This is a genomic window from Coprococcus sp. AF16-22, from assembly GCF_003461545.1.
Lineage (GTDB): Bacteria > Bacillota > Clostridia > Lachnospirales > Lachnospiraceae > Coprococcus > Coprococcus aceti.
In genome coordinates this window covers 13312-30311 of record NZ_QTXH01000008.1, presented here as the reverse complement: position 1 = coordinate 30311, position 17000 = coordinate 13312, and the positions used below count along the sequence as shown (strand labels likewise).

General features: G+C 47.1%; 17 protein-coding genes. 1 reads left to right on the top strand and 16 read right to left on the bottom strand.

What is annotated here, in order from left to right:
- Window positions 1-149: 149 nt before the first annotated feature.
- The 16 genes from DWW60_RS09570 to DWW60_RS09495 all read right to left on the bottom strand — a co-directional run bounded on the left by DWW60_RS09570 (window position 150) and on the right by DWW60_RS09495 (window position 15661).
- Window positions 150-1097, bottom strand: coding sequence for an NAD(P)/FAD-dependent oxidoreductase (locus DWW60_RS09570; protein WP_117875213.1), 948 nt, complete (start codon window positions 1095-1097; stop codon window positions 150-152).
- Window positions 1098-1513: 416 nt separating this feature from the next.
- Complete coding sequence (hemL, locus tag DWW60_RS09565) at window positions 1514-2791, bottom strand: glutamate-1-semialdehyde 2,1-aminomutase (RefSeq protein WP_117875211.1); 1278 nt, start codon at window positions 2789-2791, stop codon at window positions 1514-1516.
- Between the two features lie 172 nt (window positions 2792-2963).
- Window positions 2964-3956, bottom strand: coding sequence for a porphobilinogen synthase (gene hemB / locus DWW60_RS09560; RefSeq protein WP_117875209.1), 993 nt, complete (start codon window positions 3954-3956; stop codon window positions 2964-2966).
- Window position 3957: 1 nt separating this feature from the next.
- Entirely contained in the window at window positions 3958-5550 is a 1593-nt protein-coding gene (gene cobA, locus DWW60_RS09555; RefSeq protein ID WP_117875207.1) for a uroporphyrinogen-III C-methyltransferase, read from the bottom strand.
- Between the two features lie 32 nt (window positions 5551-5582).
- The gene (gene hemC / locus DWW60_RS09550; RefSeq protein WP_117875205.1) at window positions 5583-6635 is read right to left on the bottom strand and encodes a hydroxymethylbilane synthase; all 1053 of its coding nucleotides are present in this window, start codon (window positions 6633-6635) and stop codon (window positions 5583-5585) included.
- Complete coding sequence (locus tag DWW60_RS09545; RefSeq protein WP_243002945.1) at window positions 6625-7224, bottom strand: precorrin-2 dehydrogenase/sirohydrochlorin ferrochelatase family protein; 600 nt, start codon at window positions 7222-7224, stop codon at window positions 6625-6627. The genes hemC and DWW60_RS09545 overlap by 11 nt, the downstream gene beginning before the upstream one ends.
- A gap of 126 nt (window positions 7225-7350) precedes the next feature.
- Entirely contained in the window at window positions 7351-8646 is a 1296-nt protein-coding gene (locus tag DWW60_RS09540) for a hypothetical protein (RefSeq protein WP_117875203.1), read from the bottom strand.
- A gap of 98 nt (window positions 8647-8744) precedes the next feature.
- Window positions 8745-9161 carry a M67 family metallopeptidase gene (locus tag DWW60_RS09535; RefSeq protein WP_117875201.1) on the bottom strand — a complete coding sequence of 139 codons (417 nt, stop codon included), beginning with the start codon at window positions 9159-9161 and terminating at the stop codon, window positions 8745-8747.
- A 265-nt stretch (window positions 9162-9426) separates the two neighbouring features.
- Window positions 9427-10236, bottom strand: coding sequence for a thiazole biosynthesis adenylyltransferase ThiF (thiF, locus tag DWW60_RS09530; protein ID WP_004851717.1), 810 nt, complete (start codon window positions 10234-10236; stop codon window positions 9427-9429).
- Window positions 10236-10445, bottom strand: coding sequence for a sulfur carrier protein ThiS (thiS, locus tag DWW60_RS09525; protein ID WP_015534732.1), 210 nt, complete (start codon window positions 10443-10445; stop codon window positions 10236-10238). Before thiS ends, thiF begins: the two co-directional genes overlap by 1 nt.
- A gap of 164 nt (window positions 10446-10609) precedes the next feature.
- Window positions 10610-10927: a thioredoxin family protein gene (locus tag DWW60_RS09520; RefSeq protein ID WP_022217143.1), complete on the bottom strand. Its 318-nt coding sequence runs from the start codon at window positions 10925-10927 to the stop codon at window positions 10610-10612.
- A 19-nt stretch (window positions 10928-10946) separates the two neighbouring features.
- Window positions 10947-11192 carry a sulfurtransferase TusA family protein gene (locus tag DWW60_RS09515; protein ID WP_015534730.1) on the bottom strand — a complete coding sequence of 82 codons (246 nt, stop codon included), beginning with the start codon at window positions 11190-11192 and terminating at the stop codon, window positions 10947-10949.
- Window positions 11185-12045: a 4Fe-4S binding protein gene (locus tag DWW60_RS09510; RefSeq protein ID WP_004851725.1), complete on the bottom strand. Its 861-nt coding sequence runs from the start codon at window positions 12043-12045 to the stop codon at window positions 11185-11187. Before DWW60_RS09510 ends, DWW60_RS09515 begins: the two co-directional genes overlap by 8 nt.
- Before the next feature lie 126 nt (window positions 12046-12171).
- Window positions 12172-13395, bottom strand: coding sequence for an O-acetylhomoserine aminocarboxypropyltransferase/cysteine synthase family protein (locus DWW60_RS09505; RefSeq protein WP_117875199.1), 1224 nt, complete (start codon window positions 13393-13395; stop codon window positions 12172-12174).
- Between the two features lie 392 nt (window positions 13396-13787).
- Window positions 13788-14102, bottom strand: a complete 315-nt coding sequence (locus DWW60_RS09500; protein ID WP_117875197.1) for a helix-turn-helix domain-containing protein — start codon at window positions 14100-14102, stop codon at window positions 13788-13790.
- A 185-nt stretch (window positions 14103-14287) separates the two neighbouring features.
- The gene (locus DWW60_RS09495) at window positions 14288-15661 is read right to left on the bottom strand and encodes an MATE family efflux transporter (RefSeq protein ID WP_055145444.1); all 1374 of its coding nucleotides are present in this window, start codon (window positions 15659-15661) and stop codon (window positions 14288-14290) included.
- 395 nt (window positions 15662-16056) lie between these two features.
- Between DWW60_RS09495 and DWW60_RS09490 the strand changes: the two genes are divergently transcribed.
- Window positions 16057-16995, top strand: a complete 939-nt coding sequence (locus tag DWW60_RS09490) for a hypothetical protein (RefSeq protein WP_117875195.1) — start codon at window positions 16057-16059, stop codon at window positions 16993-16995.
- Window positions 16996-17000: the final 5 nt, after the last annotated feature.

Here is a 17000-nt window from a genome sequence, read left to right as displayed (position 1 = left end):
GTTTTATTTTTTTTGGCAGGGAGAAAAAGCAGTTATATCATTGATGTTCTTACCTTATCTCCGTGCCAATTATTTTCCGTTTAATTCACTTGATTTTTATGATTATGTTTCTATACTGCCTACCATATGTTGCTGATCAGATACTCAAGTTATACCTTCTTTTTTAATCCGTTCAGGTATTCCTCAACATAATGGATAACTGCTGCACCATCTCCAACTGCTGTCGCCACCTGGCGCACTGCCTTGGTCCTCACATCTCCCGCAGCAAATATTCCCGGTGTGCTGGTCTGTCCGGTCTCGCCCGCTGCAACATAACCAGCGTCATCAAGCTCCACAACGTCACCGAGGAAGTCTGTGATAGGGCTTGTTCCTATGGCAATAAATACACCGGCTACCGGAAGCGTGAAATTGCTGTCTGCCTGTCCGTCCACTGTTTTCGGTGTCTTAACAGCGACCTTGAGTTCCAGCTTGCCCGGCGTTCCGCCTATCTCTGTCACCTGCGCAAATGGGTGGAATTCTATATTCTCAGTCTCAAGCACCTGCGCTCCGAGTATTTTCTCGCCTCTGAACTCATCTCTTCTGTGGATCAGATGTACCTTGCTGCACATCTTTGACAGATACAGGGCATCCTCAAGAGCTATATTACCTCCGCCCACAACTGCGACTTCTTTGTTCCTAAAGAACGCTCCATCACATGTGGCACAGTAAGAAACTCCTGCCCCTGTGAATTCCTCCTCACCGGGAACGCCAAGCTTTCTGTGCTTTGCACCCGTGGCTATCAGAACCGCCTTTGTCTCTATGTTGCTGCCATCCTCCAGGCTGACCTTTTTGTGATCACCGTAATCCTCGATGGCTGTCACCTCTCTGTCATCAAACTCCACGCCAAATGTATCCGCGTGTTCTCTGAACTTCATACCCATGTCAAAGCCGCTTATGCCCGGCAGTCCAAGGTAGTTGTCAACCTGCTCTGTATTCACGATCTGCCCGCCGGAGAATGCCTCCTTCTCCAGTACCACCACGTCCAGCATCGCCCTCTTGGCGTAGACTGCGGCGGACAGACCCGCAGGGCCGCTGCCCACAATAACCAAATCTCTCATATTTCCTCCTTGTCGAAGAAGGTTGCTGTCATGTTTATGTGATGCTCCAAGGCTACGCACGACTCTGTCACCTTGTCTTAACTCCTGAATTGAACATCAGCCCATCAAAAGTCGCCTTCGGCGAGGGCTGACGCTACATGTCAAGTTTTCACAGAAAACTTGACACATTATTTGCATTCGCTCCCGCCCCCTATAAGGGCAGGGGGGCTCCCGCTCAGCAAGGAGCGACAAGCTTCCGTCGTCTATGTGCTACTCGCCTTTGGAGCATCACATAAACATGACAGCTTACTCTTCGATAACCGTTAGTTTTATTATGTTATTTCCAAACCACTCTTTTAATACTTATCTAATTATTTCTACAATATAGGAATATAAATTCCTTTTTAATGAGACATCTTCTGACCTACTAAGTCTCTCTAGTTCTCTTTGTATTTCTTTATCAGCTCACAGGTTTTGGATACGTCTTCCTTGCTGTGTGCGTAAGATACGAACATTGCCTCGAACTGTGATGGTGCAAGGTAGATTCCGTTGTCCAGCATGTATGAGAAATACTTTGCATACCTTGCGGTGTCGCTGGATATTGACGTGTCCATATCCACCACTTCCTGATCTGTGAAGAATACGCTCATCAGTGAGCCTATCTGGTTGACATGGACTGTGTCGCCAAATGTGCTTCTGACTGTGTCGGCTATCTGCCTTGTGCTCTTTTCTATCGCCGGATATATTGTATCCTTTTCCTTCTGGAGTATGCGGAGCGTTGTGAGTCCGGCTGTCATGGCTATCGGATTGCCCGACAGAGTTCCCGCCTGGTATACTCCGCCAAGTGGTGCCACCATGCTCATGACATCGCGGCGTCCGCCGTATGCTCCCACCGGCATTCCGCCTCCGACTATCTTGCCAAGTGTTGTGAGATCAGGCTTTACCCCGAAGTATTCCTGGGCACCGCCAAGGCTGAGTCTGAAACCTGTGATGACCTCATCAAATATAAGAAGTGCGCCGTACTCATTTGTTATGTCCCTGAGGAACTGAAGGAATCCATCATGCGGTGGGACAACTCCCATATTTGCGGCAACCGGCTCGACCACGATTGCGGCAATGTCTTTGCCCTCCGCCTCAAATAACTTCTTTACGCTGTCCTCGTTGTTATACTCTGCTATGAGTGTATGCTGTGTATACGACTTTGGAACTCCCAGGCTGTCCGGAACTGACTGTGTAAGTGCCGCCGAGCCTGCCTTGACCAGAAGTCCATCACTGTGTCCGTGATAGCAGCCGCGGAACTTTACAATCTTGTCTCTGCCTGTAAATCCTCTCGCCACTCTGAGCGCACTCATCACTGCCTCTGTTCCCGAGTTGACCATTCGTGTCAGCTCCATTGACGGCATGAGCTCATTTATCAGCTCTGCGATCTCGAGCTCTTTCCTTGTCGGTGCGCCAAATGTAAGTCCGTCATCACAAGCCGCCTTCACCGCATCTATGACTCTGTCATCGGCATGCCCCAGAATTCCCGGGCCCCAGGAACAAACATAATCCACGTAGGAATTGCCATCCTCGTCAAATATATGTGAACCTTTTGCTTTCTTCATAAATACAGGTGTCCGTCCCACCGAGCCAAATGCCCTGACCGGTGAATTGACGCCGCCCGGAATTACCTTCTGTGATTTCTCAAATAGATCCTGTGAATTTGTCATTGCCATTCTTCTTTCTATAATTTATCGTCCTGTGTGACTTTTTTCTTTGTTTCATTTTGTTTTTCGCAAAGCTATGTTATTTTAGCCGTTTAGATACAATATTATATCTTTTTCTATTTTATATTCCAAATAGATAAAAACGTCTCGTTATACATAGAAACTATTGTCCTACTCAGCTCTATCTTCTTTTAAGTGTTGATGTCGCATTCTCCTCATCAAGCCAGTGTGCCACGTCTATAGCGTGATAGGTTATGATGATCCCTGCGCCGGCTCTCTTCATGGCTGTCATGTTCTCCATGACGATCCTCTTCTCGTCTATCCAGCCATTTGCCGCAGCTGCCTTGACCATGGAGTATTCGCCGCTGACATTGTACACCGCTATCGGATAGTCCGTGTGTTTTCTCACATCCTTGACTACATCCAGATAAGCAAGTGCCGGCTTGACCATGATTATGTCTGCTCCCTCGGCGATATCCGCCTCGCACTCTCTCAGAGCCTCCCTGCCATTTGCGGGATCCATCTGGTATGTCCTTCTGTCTCCAAACTGTGGTGCAGAATGTGCCGCATCGCGAAATGGTGCGTAGTAACCAGATGCAAATTTCGCACTGTAACCCATGATCAGTACATCCGTCAGCCCGTTGTCGTCAAGTGCCTTTCTGATGTATGCGGTGTGTCCATCCATCATATCCGACGGAGCCACCATGTCTGCGCCAGCCTTTGCAAGTGATACAGCCATCTTGCCCAGATATGGAAGAGTCTCATCGTTGAGTATCTTGCCGTCATGGATAATTCCGCAGTGACCGTGTGATGTGTACTCGCACAGACAAATGTCCGCTATGACTATCATGTCCGGATACAGCTCTTTTATCCTCCTGACCGCTTTCTGCATGATTCCCTGGTCGTCGTACGCACTGCTGCCCACCTCATCCTTGTGAGCCGGTATGCCGAACAGGAGAACCGCGCTGATTCCAGCGTCCGCCACTCTGCGAAGCTCCTCCTCAAATGTGTCGAGTGAATACTGGTATATTCCCGGCATGGAGTCTACCGGATTCTTGATCCCTGTGCCCTCCGCCACAAACATCGGATATACAAGATCCTCCTTGTTAACCCGGTTCTCTCTAACCATATTTCTGATGGCCTCGCTGCCACGAAGTCTTCTGAGTCTTATCATGTTACTGCCTCTTTTCTCTAAAATAATAATCACCGATGGCTGATATAAGGTGCTCGATATCACCGACCTTCGGAACTATATCCGCATGATAACCAGCTTTCTCCAAAGCCTTCTCTGTCACATTTCCAAGTGCTGCTATGCGGATGTTTTTCATTATATCATGAATTTTTAAAGTACTTTCTGTATTATTCGTATGCTCCCTGCATGAATCAACATCATTCGGCATATGATCCATGCCAGATCCATTTTCCTCTGCGTCAAGGACTTTCAGGAATCCCCTGACACCTGACGCGCTGACAAATGTGATCACATCCAGATCTTTCAGATACTGTATGCTCTCCATCCTGCGGCCAACCACATCATATACTGGAATCTCCTCGTATGTTACGCCGCCCTTATCAAGTATATCAAGCATTGTCTCGCTGCCCTGAACGGCTCTCGGAAGGAGAAGTTTCTCTCCGTCATTCATCACATTTGCAAGTCCCATAGCAAGAGCGCTTGTGGTGTACTCGTCCGGCACATAGTCCGCTATGTAGCCTTCGGATCTTAACGCATCCCTTGTTCCGGCACCGACCACCGCAAATTTCAGATGAGCCAGTTTTCTGACATCTATATTCCACTCCCTGAGCCATTTGAAAAACAGGGTTATGGTGTTCTGACTGGTAAATGCCAGCCAGCTGTAATCTTCTATATGTTCCAGAGCCACGCACAGCCTGTCCTTCTCCTCTGTCTGCTCCACACTCATATCCACTATGCTGTAGGACTGACCACCGAGCGCATCTATTGCAACTCTCATCTTCTCGCGAAGCTTTGGCGTTCCAACTAGTCCAACGTGGACATTCTGAAGCGGTCCTCTGTTCGGTGCAGTAAAATCCAGTGCTGCATTTTCACCCACGACTATGATCGCAGGAGATTCAAGCTTTGCCTCGTTCACCTTGTCCGCAATTGTCTGTATATCGCCGCGGACTATCCTCTGCCCTGGCATGGTTCCTTTGGAAATGACCGCGACCGGAGTATGTTCCTCCGCCCCAGTCTGAACAAGTCTCTCCATGATCTGTGGCAGTCTGTTCAGCCCCATCAGGAACACGCTTGTCCCTTCCTGATTTCTGATGTAGTCGTAGTCATCTAAACCACCTTCATCAGATCTGTGTATGTCCGCCCGCTTGTGTCCTGTTATCACGTGAAAGCTTCTGCTCGTTCCTCGGTGTGTCACCGGTATGCCGCACACCTCCGGAACCGCCACTGCGGATGTTATTCCCGGTATCACCTGAAATGGGATCCCCGCTTTTAGAAGTGCAGTCACTTCCTCGCCGCCTCTTCCAAACACAAATGGATCGCCACCTTTGAGGCGCACCACCATGTTGCCTTTGCGGCCTTCCTCAACAAGTATCTCGTTTATCTCAGGCTGCTTCTTGTAGTGGCTGCCCGCCTGTTTGCCGACGTATATCCTGCGGCAGTCCGGCTTCACCATCTCCAGAAGCTGATAAGTTCCAAGCCTGTCATATATGATTGTATCGCATTGTTTTATGAATTCCAGGCCCTTCACCGTGATGAGTCCCGGGTCGCCGGGGCCTGCGCCTATTAAATATACCATTTTGTTCTCCAATACGCTGGGTGTGCCACAACCTACTTTATCAACGCCTCTACCAGCTGTTCCCATTCTGCGGTGTTTCCTTCTACCGTCTTTCTGTGTATCTGGATTTCTTCATCTTTCTCTTTGTCCGATGAAGCCGCATCTGCTTTCATCAGGCTTAGCTTCATGTGGTCGCCATGAAGTTCTGAGTACACGCCTATCGGTTCGTGACAGCCGGCGTTCAGGCGATTCAGAACTGCGCGCTCGCATGTGAGCTGTGTGTATGCCTCTGTGTCATTTATCGCTCTGACCATGTCGTATACCTCGCCAGAGGTTCGTGTCTCTATGGCTATGATTCCCTGACATGCTGCCGGAAGCATGGACTCTGTGCTGATGTATCTGAATGTAAGTTCGTCCTTGTGCACTTCAAAGCATTCTGTGCTGTCATTGCCTTTGTCTTCAATAACTCCCAGGCGCTCAAGCCCTGCCGCTGCAAGAATGATGGCATCGTATTCGCCATCTTCCAGCTTCTGTATGCGGGTACCGACATTTCCTCTCAGATTCTTACACACCACATTTGGATACATGTCTCTTATCTGGTACTGCCGTCTTAGGCTGCTGGTTCCCACCACGAAACTGTCGTTTCTGTCAAATGACCTGCCGCTCTTATATATGAGAACGTCCTGCGGACAGGCCCTTGGAAGTGTGCCCGCTATCGTAAGACCTTCCATGATCTCCATCGGCATATCCTTGGCACTGTGTACCGCTATGTCTATGTCACCTTTAAGTATAGCTTCCTCGAACTCCTCGACAAATACCGCTTTGCCTCCGAATTCCAGAAGCGCTCTGCTGGTGTCCCGATCCCCCCGGGTACTCATTGTAATCATCTGAAAATCAATCTGGGAAAATCTCTCTTTGAGTGCCTTTATCACCAGTTCAGTCTGAGCAAGAGCAAGCATGCTGCCACGGGTTCCAACTTTTACTGTTTTTTTCTGTCCTCCGCTTTCGCAATCCAAACCGTCACTATTGAATCCATCTGCCATGTCATTCTCCGCAAATTTACGAATATTCGGTTTATTTTTACCATGTCCATTCTCAACTCTCATCTAACAGACTCCTAACCATTTGCTGAAATGCTTTCTTTCGCTCTTCCTCGCCGTCTATCTGTGCTTTGATCTGCTCCCGGAGCTCCCCCATCCGCTCCGCTATGTCGCCATAACTCCTGCCTAAATGGCTCTCTATATTTCTCTTAATCGTTCCCGCAAGCACCGGACTCTGTCCTCCAGTGGAAACGCTTATCACGACCTCTTTATCCTTTATGATCGCCGGAAAGTAGAATCCACAATCCGATTTCACATCCACCACATTTACCAGTATGCGCTGCTGCCTGCAGAGCTCAGCCATGTCGTGGTTGACCTTCTCATCGTCCGTCGCCATTATGACGACAAATGCACCGTCAATATCCTGCGGCTGCACGCATCTTTTCACAAGTGTGAGATGTCCTGAACTATATTTATCCGATACACACAATCGCTCCGCCAGTTCTAAAAGCTCCGGGCAGAACTCCGGTGACACCACCGTGACCACCGCGCCAAATTCCAGCATGCTGCACACCTTTCTGTATGCAACAGTTCCGCCTCCTGCGATCAGGCATCTCTCATTATTCAATTCTATCATAAATGGGAAATACGACATCGCTACCTCTAATTTCTATTATTGAGTCTCTATTAAAAAGCACCAAAAGTTGTTCCAATTATCTGACATCTGACATAAACATCATCAGCCGATGATACTGCATAACCTCAGGCAAACAAGCAGTATTCAGTTCTCACATCCGGCAGTCACAATACTGTCCAGCATTTTCTCAAATGCATCATACTCAAGCTGTCCTTTGAGTTTATATACCATCTTTGCGCCATCTATAGTCTTAAGCTTCGCCATCACGTCTCCGTGCTCCCTGTTGAACCTCGAAAATGCTATGTTCTTCATGATCTCGTCAACCTGCGATATGAGCCACGGCTCCATCTCTGTGATTGTCTTTGCCCTGCTTTCATTGTTCTCTCTGGAGAGTGTCCTGATATAGTCTATGTCACGCAGCACACATCCGTCCACATCTGAGACCGCAGGATCAATGTCCTTTGGCATTGCCAGATCAAGGAGCAATCTCCGCTTCGGCTGCATTTTCACAGCCTCCGCCAGCTCATCCCTGACAAATGTATAATGCGGGCTTGCTGTCGCACTGATGATGACATCCGCCCAGGCTGCCAGCTCATATCTTCTGCTGTAGTCCTCTATCCTGATCTGCTGATGTCTGTCAAATATGCTATCTGCACTGTTGTGACTTCTGCTTGTGCCTGTTATCTCTATATCTGGTGCAAGATCTGCAATATCCTTGACAACTATGCTGCCTATCTTGCCTGTGGCTCCTACGACTAGGATATGCCCGGTATTTGCCTTTTCAGCATCCACACTCTCAACTTGACTGCTGCTTACCACATCACTTCGAACATCTCTGCACGTGTTTTCAATGCCGCCATTTCTTGTAAAATTCACTGCCTCCCGTGCTGACAAGGTTCCGACGGATACCGGAAGTCTCGTAGTGTCACTCTCCGTCGCCACCGCCTTTGCCGCCGCAAGTGCTCCCTGAAATGCTATATTCAGCTCGCCGTCACAGGCTCCAAGCTTCTTTGCCACAAGATATGCGCTCTTCACCTGATGTATGATCTCCACCTCGCCGAGCACCATGGAATCCATACCACACGCCACTCTGCACAGATGTAACATACACTGGAATCCCTCATAATTCATGCTATATCTTCTTATGAGGCTGACAGGGACATCCCTATCATTAGCCAGAAGCATTTCTACCTGTTCAAGCAGTCCACCTCGCCCACCGGAAGCTTCACCGCTGCTCATTTTTCCTGTTATAACAGACCCACATGGCTCACATTTATCCGTAAAGTATATTTCCATCCTATTGCAGGTCGACAACACGACACATCCACCCACCGCAGCCTTTAGCCGCTCGGTGAACTGTCTCTGTCCTTTTGTCGAAAATGCAAAGCTCTCCCTGACATCGGCCGGTGTATTCTTATGATTTATACTTATGCAAAACATATCTTCAGTAACTCCAAATGAAAATTTATGACAAGCCCACGTAAAGAACAAGGGCGGGTATCAAAGCCCGCCCTGTTCTTTCAAATGCCTGCTATCTATCATGATTCTATAACAAGCTCCTCTATCGTCACATTCTTTTCCTCATCTATGTTGAAGGCTTTGAGTACCGGATTGTCTATCTCCATGAGGGAGAGGATCAGATAATTCAACTTGGAATCATATGCAAGTCTCTTATCCTCCTCCGAAGGTCTGGATGGAGACTCTGGATGGGAATGGAAGTTGCCAAGAAGCTCGTATCCATTTGCACGCATATCCTTAACTGCCGCAAGCTGCTCTCTCGGGTCCATGGAAAAATGCTCGTTGCTGGCGTCAATATTTGTCAGGAGATACACCTTCCTGATGTACTTCTTGTCTCCCTCTCTGACACCGCCGATCAGACCACAGGACTCATTTGGAAGGCCTTCCTTGCAGTGTGCAAGTATCTTCTCGTAATCAGACTTTGTCATGTACAACATCTTACTTCATATCCTCCTTATTATCAACTGTAACAGGATCTGTGCTTGAGGATACATTGTTTGTTGTATGCCCGCCCCCGACTGACAATACCATATCCGGGGTCGCTCTCGCTTAACTTGGTCTGCAGCGGTACTAAGGTGCTGCTTAAAGCACCACCTAAGTACCGGCGACCGCGTATTCCCCTGATATGGTATATGTTCATCAGGGGCGGCATAATAACAACCGTACAGGCATTCCTCAAGCACAGATACCTGCCTTGATCTTCTACTTACCATCACACTCTACCTGCTCGTAGTCGATGAGCTTGGTGATGGTTGGATTTGGTCCACATACAGCACATCCACAGCCCTTCTTGTGAGGGAGCTTTACTGTGTGGAATTCCATCTTAAGTGCGTCAAATGTAAGGAGTCTTCCTGTCAGAAGATCGCCAACTCCAATGAGATACTTGATTGCCTCCATAGCCTGAAGACTTCCGATAACACCGCCCATTGCTCCGATGACTCCGGCCTGCTTACATGTAGGAACCGCATCCTTTGGAGGTGGATCCTTGAATACACATCTGTAACATGGTCCCTCATCTGGAACATATGTCATGAGCTGACCCTTGAATCTGATGATTCCTGCATGTGAAAATGGCTTCTTAGCCATAACACAGGCATCGTTGATAAGGAATTTTGCAGGGAAGTTGTCTGTTCCATCGATGATGAAATCATAGTCCTTGATGAGATCCATGATGTTCTCTGATGTCACGAACTCTCTGTATGTGATCACATTTACATCAGGGTTCATGGCGTTCATGGTCTCCTTTGCGGATTTGACCTTTGCCTTGCCCACATCTGCTGTTCCGTGAATAATCTGTCTCTGAAGATTTGACAGATCTACCTCATCGGCATCAACTATACCGATGGTTCCTACTCCGGCTGCTGCCAGGTACATAGCGGCTGGCGCTCCCAGTCCACCTGCGCCGATGATCAGCACCTTGCCATTTAACAATTTCTTCTGTCCCTTCACGCCAACTTCCTGAAGGATGATGTGACGTGAGTAACGTTCCATCTGTTCGTTTGTGAATGCCATTAGAAGCTGCCACCTCCCATGAAGTAGAGGAACTCTACTGTATCGCCGTCCTTGAGCTCTGTTGTTGCAAATGCATCTGAGTCAACAAACTCATCATTGACTGTTACTGTGACATAGTCCGGATTCTCAACGTTCTCTGACACAATGATCTGAGCTATTGTTGTCTTCTCTGCTATCTCTTTCTTCTTTCCTGCTATTGTGACTGTCATTTTTCTTTCCTCCTGACGATTCATTTGCCTGTCCGGCGTTGCCAAACTGACATAAAATGTGATTATATACTTTATAATTTTAATTATATAGTTTCATTCTTCTGTACACCGGAAGTAATTGACTACAGTCAAATACTCCATTGTGTCACTTTACCAACAAATTTCTACAATAATTTGCCAACTTCCTCCTCCAGCGCATTTCTCTTCACAAGGCCACGGATGCGGGAAACCTCCTCGCCTCCCTTGAAGAAGAGTATAGTTGGTGACGCCATGACTGCGTACTTCTCAGCAAGCTCTGCGTCGAAGTTTACATTTACCTTGTATACATTTACCTTGTCCTCGTAGTCATCCTCGATGCCACCAAGGATAGGTGAGAGCTGCTTGCATGGTATGCAGCTGTCCGAATAGAATTCCACGATGGCCGGGAGCTCCGACTGAAGAACCTTCGCATCGAAATCCTCTGCACTGACTCTTACTGCCATTCATTTTCTCCTTTCCTGATCAATCCTCCAATTTTTTAACTATAAGATCATAAGTGCCATTCTCGTTGTCGATGAGCTTCAGGATCTGCTGTCCTTCCTCCTTGAAGCTTCTTGGTACGTTCTGTACAGGCTCGCCGTCATTCATGGTAACCGCAAGCACCTGTCCTATCTCAAGCTCCTCCATGGCTACCTTCGCCTTGACAAATGTCATCGGGCACACCACATCAGTTATATCTACTCTGTCATTGATTTCATAATCAGCCATTGTAAGCCTCCTTTAATACTTCTTTGAATTTGTCTAAGCCCACGCGCTCCAGTGTAAACTGGAAACGCTCGCTTGGCTTTGCATTGTCTGCAAAGAACTGTATTGCCGCATCTGTGATACGGAAAAGCTGCTCCTCAGATGTAACAACCGGAAGTAACTCCTCACCGCGGTGGATAGTATTTCCAAATAATCCTCCGAATGATACAAGGTATCCTGTCTCACCCTTCCATGCATCTGTAGGACATGCCTTTGCGCATCGACCGCAGTAGTTACATTTGTCTGTGTCGAGAATGATCTTGCCGTCCGCCATGGTGATCGCGCCCTCACGGCACGCCTTGACGCACACGCCACACATGATACATGATGGCTCATCCCACTCTACTACCATTGCGCCCTTGATTCCCACATCGTTCTCCTCTGCCTTCAGACAGTTGTTCTGGCATCCTGTGACACCGAACTTGAACTTGTGGGGAAGCTCCCTTGCGTAATATCTCGCATCAAGCTTCTTTGCTATATCATAAGTGTCTATATTGCCGCTCGGACAGATCTGATTTCCCTGGCACGCTGTGACTGTTCTTACTCTTGGGCCACACACACCCGGCTTACAGCCTCCCTTTGCCAGTTCTTCCTTTACCTCTTCCACATCGTCAAGCTTAACAAATGGGATCTCAACACTCTGTCTCGATGTGAGATGTACATGTCCATCTCCGTATTTCTCGGCAACCTCTGCTATCTTCTTGAGATTCTCTGCGGTAAGATTTCCTCCCACCACCTGAAGTCTCAGAGAAAAGTTATTCTTCTGCTTCTGTCTCATGAATCCGCCCTTTTTCAGAGCTGCGTAATCTACTGCCATATGTAGTTCCTCCAAATCATATTTACGTGTTCAATCAATTGCGAAACCTGAATGTTGTTTAACGCATGAGGTGATTTAGTATACCGATTAGGGGTCGCTTTCGCTTAACTCGGTCTTCGCAATTGCTTAACTTTCCAAGGCCTTCCGGAAGTCCTCTATGAGATCCTCCACGTCCTCGATTCCGACACTAATACGAATCATATCATCATATACGTTGGCGTCAAGCTTCTCCTGCTCTGTGCTGTGCGCATTCAGTGTTGATTCAGGATGCACGATGATCGTCTTTGTGTCTCCTATGTTCGACACTATCTGCGGTATTGTGAGCTTGTTCATCACCGCAAATGCCTTCTCCTTGCTTCCAACTCTGATAGTAATAATAGCGCCGTAGCCTCCGTGCAGCTGCTTATCCGCTATGTCATGCCATGGGCTTGAGGTAAGTCCCGGATAATTGACCTTCACTCCCTCCTGGCTCTCGAGGAACTTTGCAAGTGCAAGTGCGTTGCTGCAGCACCTCTCCATTCTAAGTCCCAGAGTTTCCATGCCGAGCATATTGTAAAATGCCGTCTGCGGAGCTATGCAGGCTCCTGTATTTCTAAAAAGTCCGTTTCTGAGCTTTGCTATGTAGGCGAACTTTCCGAACATCTTGTACTGCTGCAGAAGCGGATAACGCTCTGCGTCCCATTTGAAATTGCCGCTGTCAGTGATAACTCCGCTTATGGCATCGCTGTTGCCATTGATGTACTTGGATGTGGAATTGATGACTATGTCCGCTCCAAGTGTAAGCGGTGTGACCAGATATGCAGTTGCCACTGTATTGTCTATTAGGAGCGGAAGCCTGTGTGAATGTGCCAGCTCCGAAAGCGCCTTTATATCCACCACATCAAGCTTCGGATTGCCGATGGTCTCAGCAAATATCACTCTGGTGTTCTCATTTATCGCTGCCTCGACCGCATCCTTATCCGATATCTCCACAAATGTCGTCTTGATCCCAAATGCCTCCAGATCGTGGAACAGATCTATCGTTCCCCCGTAGAGTCCTGTGCTGGACACTATCTCTCCGCCAGCTCCTACTATATTTAAGAGTGCATTTGTGAGTGCCGCCATTCCAGAAGAACACGCTACCGAACCCACTCCCTTTTCAAGATTCGTCATCCGCTCCTCAAATGCAGCTATCGTCGGGTTGTTGATCCTCGTATAAGAATAACCCGTCGCCTTGTTGTGGAAGAGCTTCTCATGCTGCTCCGCTGAAGGCTGATAGAATGCACTGGATTGATAGATCGGTGTAAGTGTGGCGCCTGTATTCTCATCACCAAGCTTTGCGCTGTGTAATAATGCTGTGTTAAATCTCATGATCTTCTATGCCTCACTAAATAATAAATCCTATAATTCCTACGAACATGATAGGATTATAGCTCTTATACCCTACTATGTCAATAGGAATTATAAAATAAGCAATGCAGATAATAAAAAAATGCCAGTTGATGGGAGCTTGCTCACAATCAACTGGTGTTTTTTTGTTATCTATATGGCGCATGCCATTCCACGAGCCGCGTTAGCGGCGAGGGGAGCATGGCTTATTTTATAATTCCGTCCGTCTTCCACGACGCATGCCATTCTCTGGTAATGCCCCCTCGCCTTCGCTCGGCGGCAGGTCGTCGGGGCTGATTAAATATGAACTTCGTTCATGCAGCCCCTCCTCACGAGCCACGTCAGTGGCGAGGGGAAGCATTGCTTATTTTAATTCATTTCCTCGACACCCGTTTCTTCACATGCAGATCCAAATCCTGCAATTTTCTTCCAAGTTCATCATCCTTTGCAACTAGCAACAGATCCTTATCCATATAGTTAAGCGCATGTAACACGGCTGCATAGCATCCAATCGCCACCGAAGATGCACCTTTTTCTATAGACACCAATGTGGCTCTGCTGATACCCGCCCGCTCAGCAACAAGCTCTGCAGGCAGCTTTCTTCTAAGTCTGGCATACTTTATCTGCTGTCCCATCTGTTCTAGTATTCTCTCTGTCTCTGGTAATAATACCAATGACTTTTTCGGCATAATATCATCTCCTTATGTAAATAATATTATTCATTTTAATTGATTATGTCAATTTTTATTTACTTTATTTTGCAAGGCAGATAAGCCTATTCTTATACAACATCTCTATCTTCTTAAACAACAGCAAATAAAAAACGTATGGATCACCCCCCCATTTCTCTGGCAGCTTCCCCATACGTTTTCACTCATTTCTTATTTGCAATTTTCTTATACAGCATCTTCCTCACATAGAAATAACATACTATCTGCATAGCAAGGGTTATGATCCAGGACGCCGGATATGAGATGAACAGAACCGCCAGGGATCTGTGTCTCGGGAAAATCCAGTATATCCACACGATTCGGGTTCCCACCGTTCCTATGATCGAGAGGAGCATCGGAACTCCGGAATGTCCCATCCCACGAAGCGCCCCCGGGAACAAGTCCATAAATCCGCACAGGAAATATGTGACTGTCGTATACAGCAGAATCTCCATTCCGCACTTTATAACCGCGTCGCTGCTCGTATATATATGCAGCAGCTGCGGTCCAAAGAAATACGCTCCATTGCCCAGAACCATCATTGCCGCAAATGACAATATCAGGCAGTCGATCAGAACTCTCTCCATACGTTTCCATTTGCCGACACCGTAGTTCTGGCTCGTAAAACTCATGCACGCCTGCGTTACAGCATTCACCGTCACATACAGAAAGCCAAATATATTATTTGCCGACGTGTAGCCCGCCATGGCAACCGAGCCAAACGAGTTGACTGACGACTGCAGCAGTACATTTGAGAAGTTGATGACCGTGCTCTGGATTCCAGCCGGAACTCCGACCGAAAAGATCTGCTTTACATATGCACCCTTGATGGTAAGCTTTGAAAATCTAAGCTGATAGCTCGTTTCTGACCTGCACAGGCAGCGGAGGACGAGTACGCAGGATATCAGCTGTGAGATGACTGTTCCGATTGCGACCCCCGCAACTCCAAGCTTGAAAATGATCACAAAACACAGGTTAAGGCCTGTATTTGCAATTCCGGATATAACCAGAAAAAGGAGTGGTCTTTTGGTATCTCCCACCGCCCTGAGTATGGCAGCGCCGTAATTGTACAGCATGAAAAATGGCATTCCCAGGAAATATATCCTCATATATAAAGAAGAAAGTCCGATGACATCCCCCGGAGTATCCATAAGCTCAAGCGCCGGTTTTGCGCAAATCCACCCGACAAAGGCCATAATAATACCGCTGACCAGCGCCAGCGCGATCGCGGTATGTACTGTCTCTGACATTTCTTTATCTTTTCCTGCGGCATAAAGCCTTGCCGCAAGCACATTTGCCCCAAGGGATATCCCTATGAACAAATTGGTGAATACATTGATAAGTGCTGTGGTTGAACCGACCGCCGCCAGCGACTCGTTACCACTGAACTTCCCTACAACAATGATATCCACCGCATTGAACATCAGCTGCAGAATACCCGAGAGCATAAGCGGGAGCGAAAATGAGATCAGCTTATCCATGATCGTCCCGTTGCACATATCAATTTCATATTTATTTTGTTTTAATGTAGAACTCATTTCTTTCCTCACCAACTAATAGCATATATGTTCTGATAAATCACACACAGCAATGCTTATGTTCGCTCTTCTGCCTGTACATATATTCATCAGCCCGCTTCATGGCGGTCTCCCAGTCGCAGCACCTCGTACCATTGGTGCCTAGTCCCATGAACAATTTTAACACAGAGTATGTTGGGGCACAATGGAGGATGTGAAGCAAACAAAACAAGAGCAAAACATATTCCCTCGTCTACTATACAAATAGTAAAATCACCTTCCATTTCCCCCTTATTTTTCCACTCACAGCGTCACTCTGCGCTTTATAAACGCATTTGCCAAAACCTATTGACACAGCGATTTGAATGGTCTAAAGTGTGCCTACCGGCCGGATAAAATACTAAGGAGGAACACTCTTGCCAACAACAAGAAAACTTTATGACAGCATCTTCAAGAAGATTCTCACGCTGTCCTCGAAAGCTGTGATCAACATGATTAACGGCCTGTTCAACATGTTTTACGATCCGGAAAACTCAACAGTATCTTATCACTGGACTGAAAATGTTCACGATAATCAGAATTCTATGACCACAACTCTGGCCGACACCATACTCGTAATCAACAATTCCGATGCATATCATATGGAAGCGCAGATGAAAAAGGATGATTCTATTGTATTCCGTGTATTTTCATATGGAGCGGGATATGCAGATCAGACTAAGAAGATACTGCAGGACGAAGAGGGCTGTCAGGTATATCGAATTCATTTTCCTGAACCCTGTGTGATATATCTGAGCAATGTACCAAAATCAGTACCTGATACATATTCGTTGCAGGTGGGATTCGGGCATACCCAGAACATAACCTATAACGTCCCTGTTACAAAACTCACGTCCTGCTCCGTAAAGGAAATAAACGACAGGAAAATGATCATCCTGATTCCATTCTACATTCTGAAACTCCGCGAAAAGCTGAGGAATAAGAAAGCACGTACACCAGAGAATATAGCCTCATTGAAAAGCCTCATCAAAACAGATATAATGGGTAGCATAGACAAGAACGTGGAACTTGGGAATATAACAGCTGAGGATGGAGCACAACTATACAGATTTACTCAGATGCTTTATACTCGCCTATATTCCCAGTTTGAAGAGACCGAGGAGGTTACGGATATGGTGGAACAGTCGATTATTACATTTGTGGATGTTTTTCAGGAAGAGAAAGCCAGGATGGAAAAACGTATGGCTGAGATGGATAAGGAGATTGCCGACAAAGACAAGAAGCTCGCCGACAAGGACAACGAGCTTGCCGAATTAAGGGCAGAAATAGCCAGACTTAAAGGTTCTGACAAATAAATATT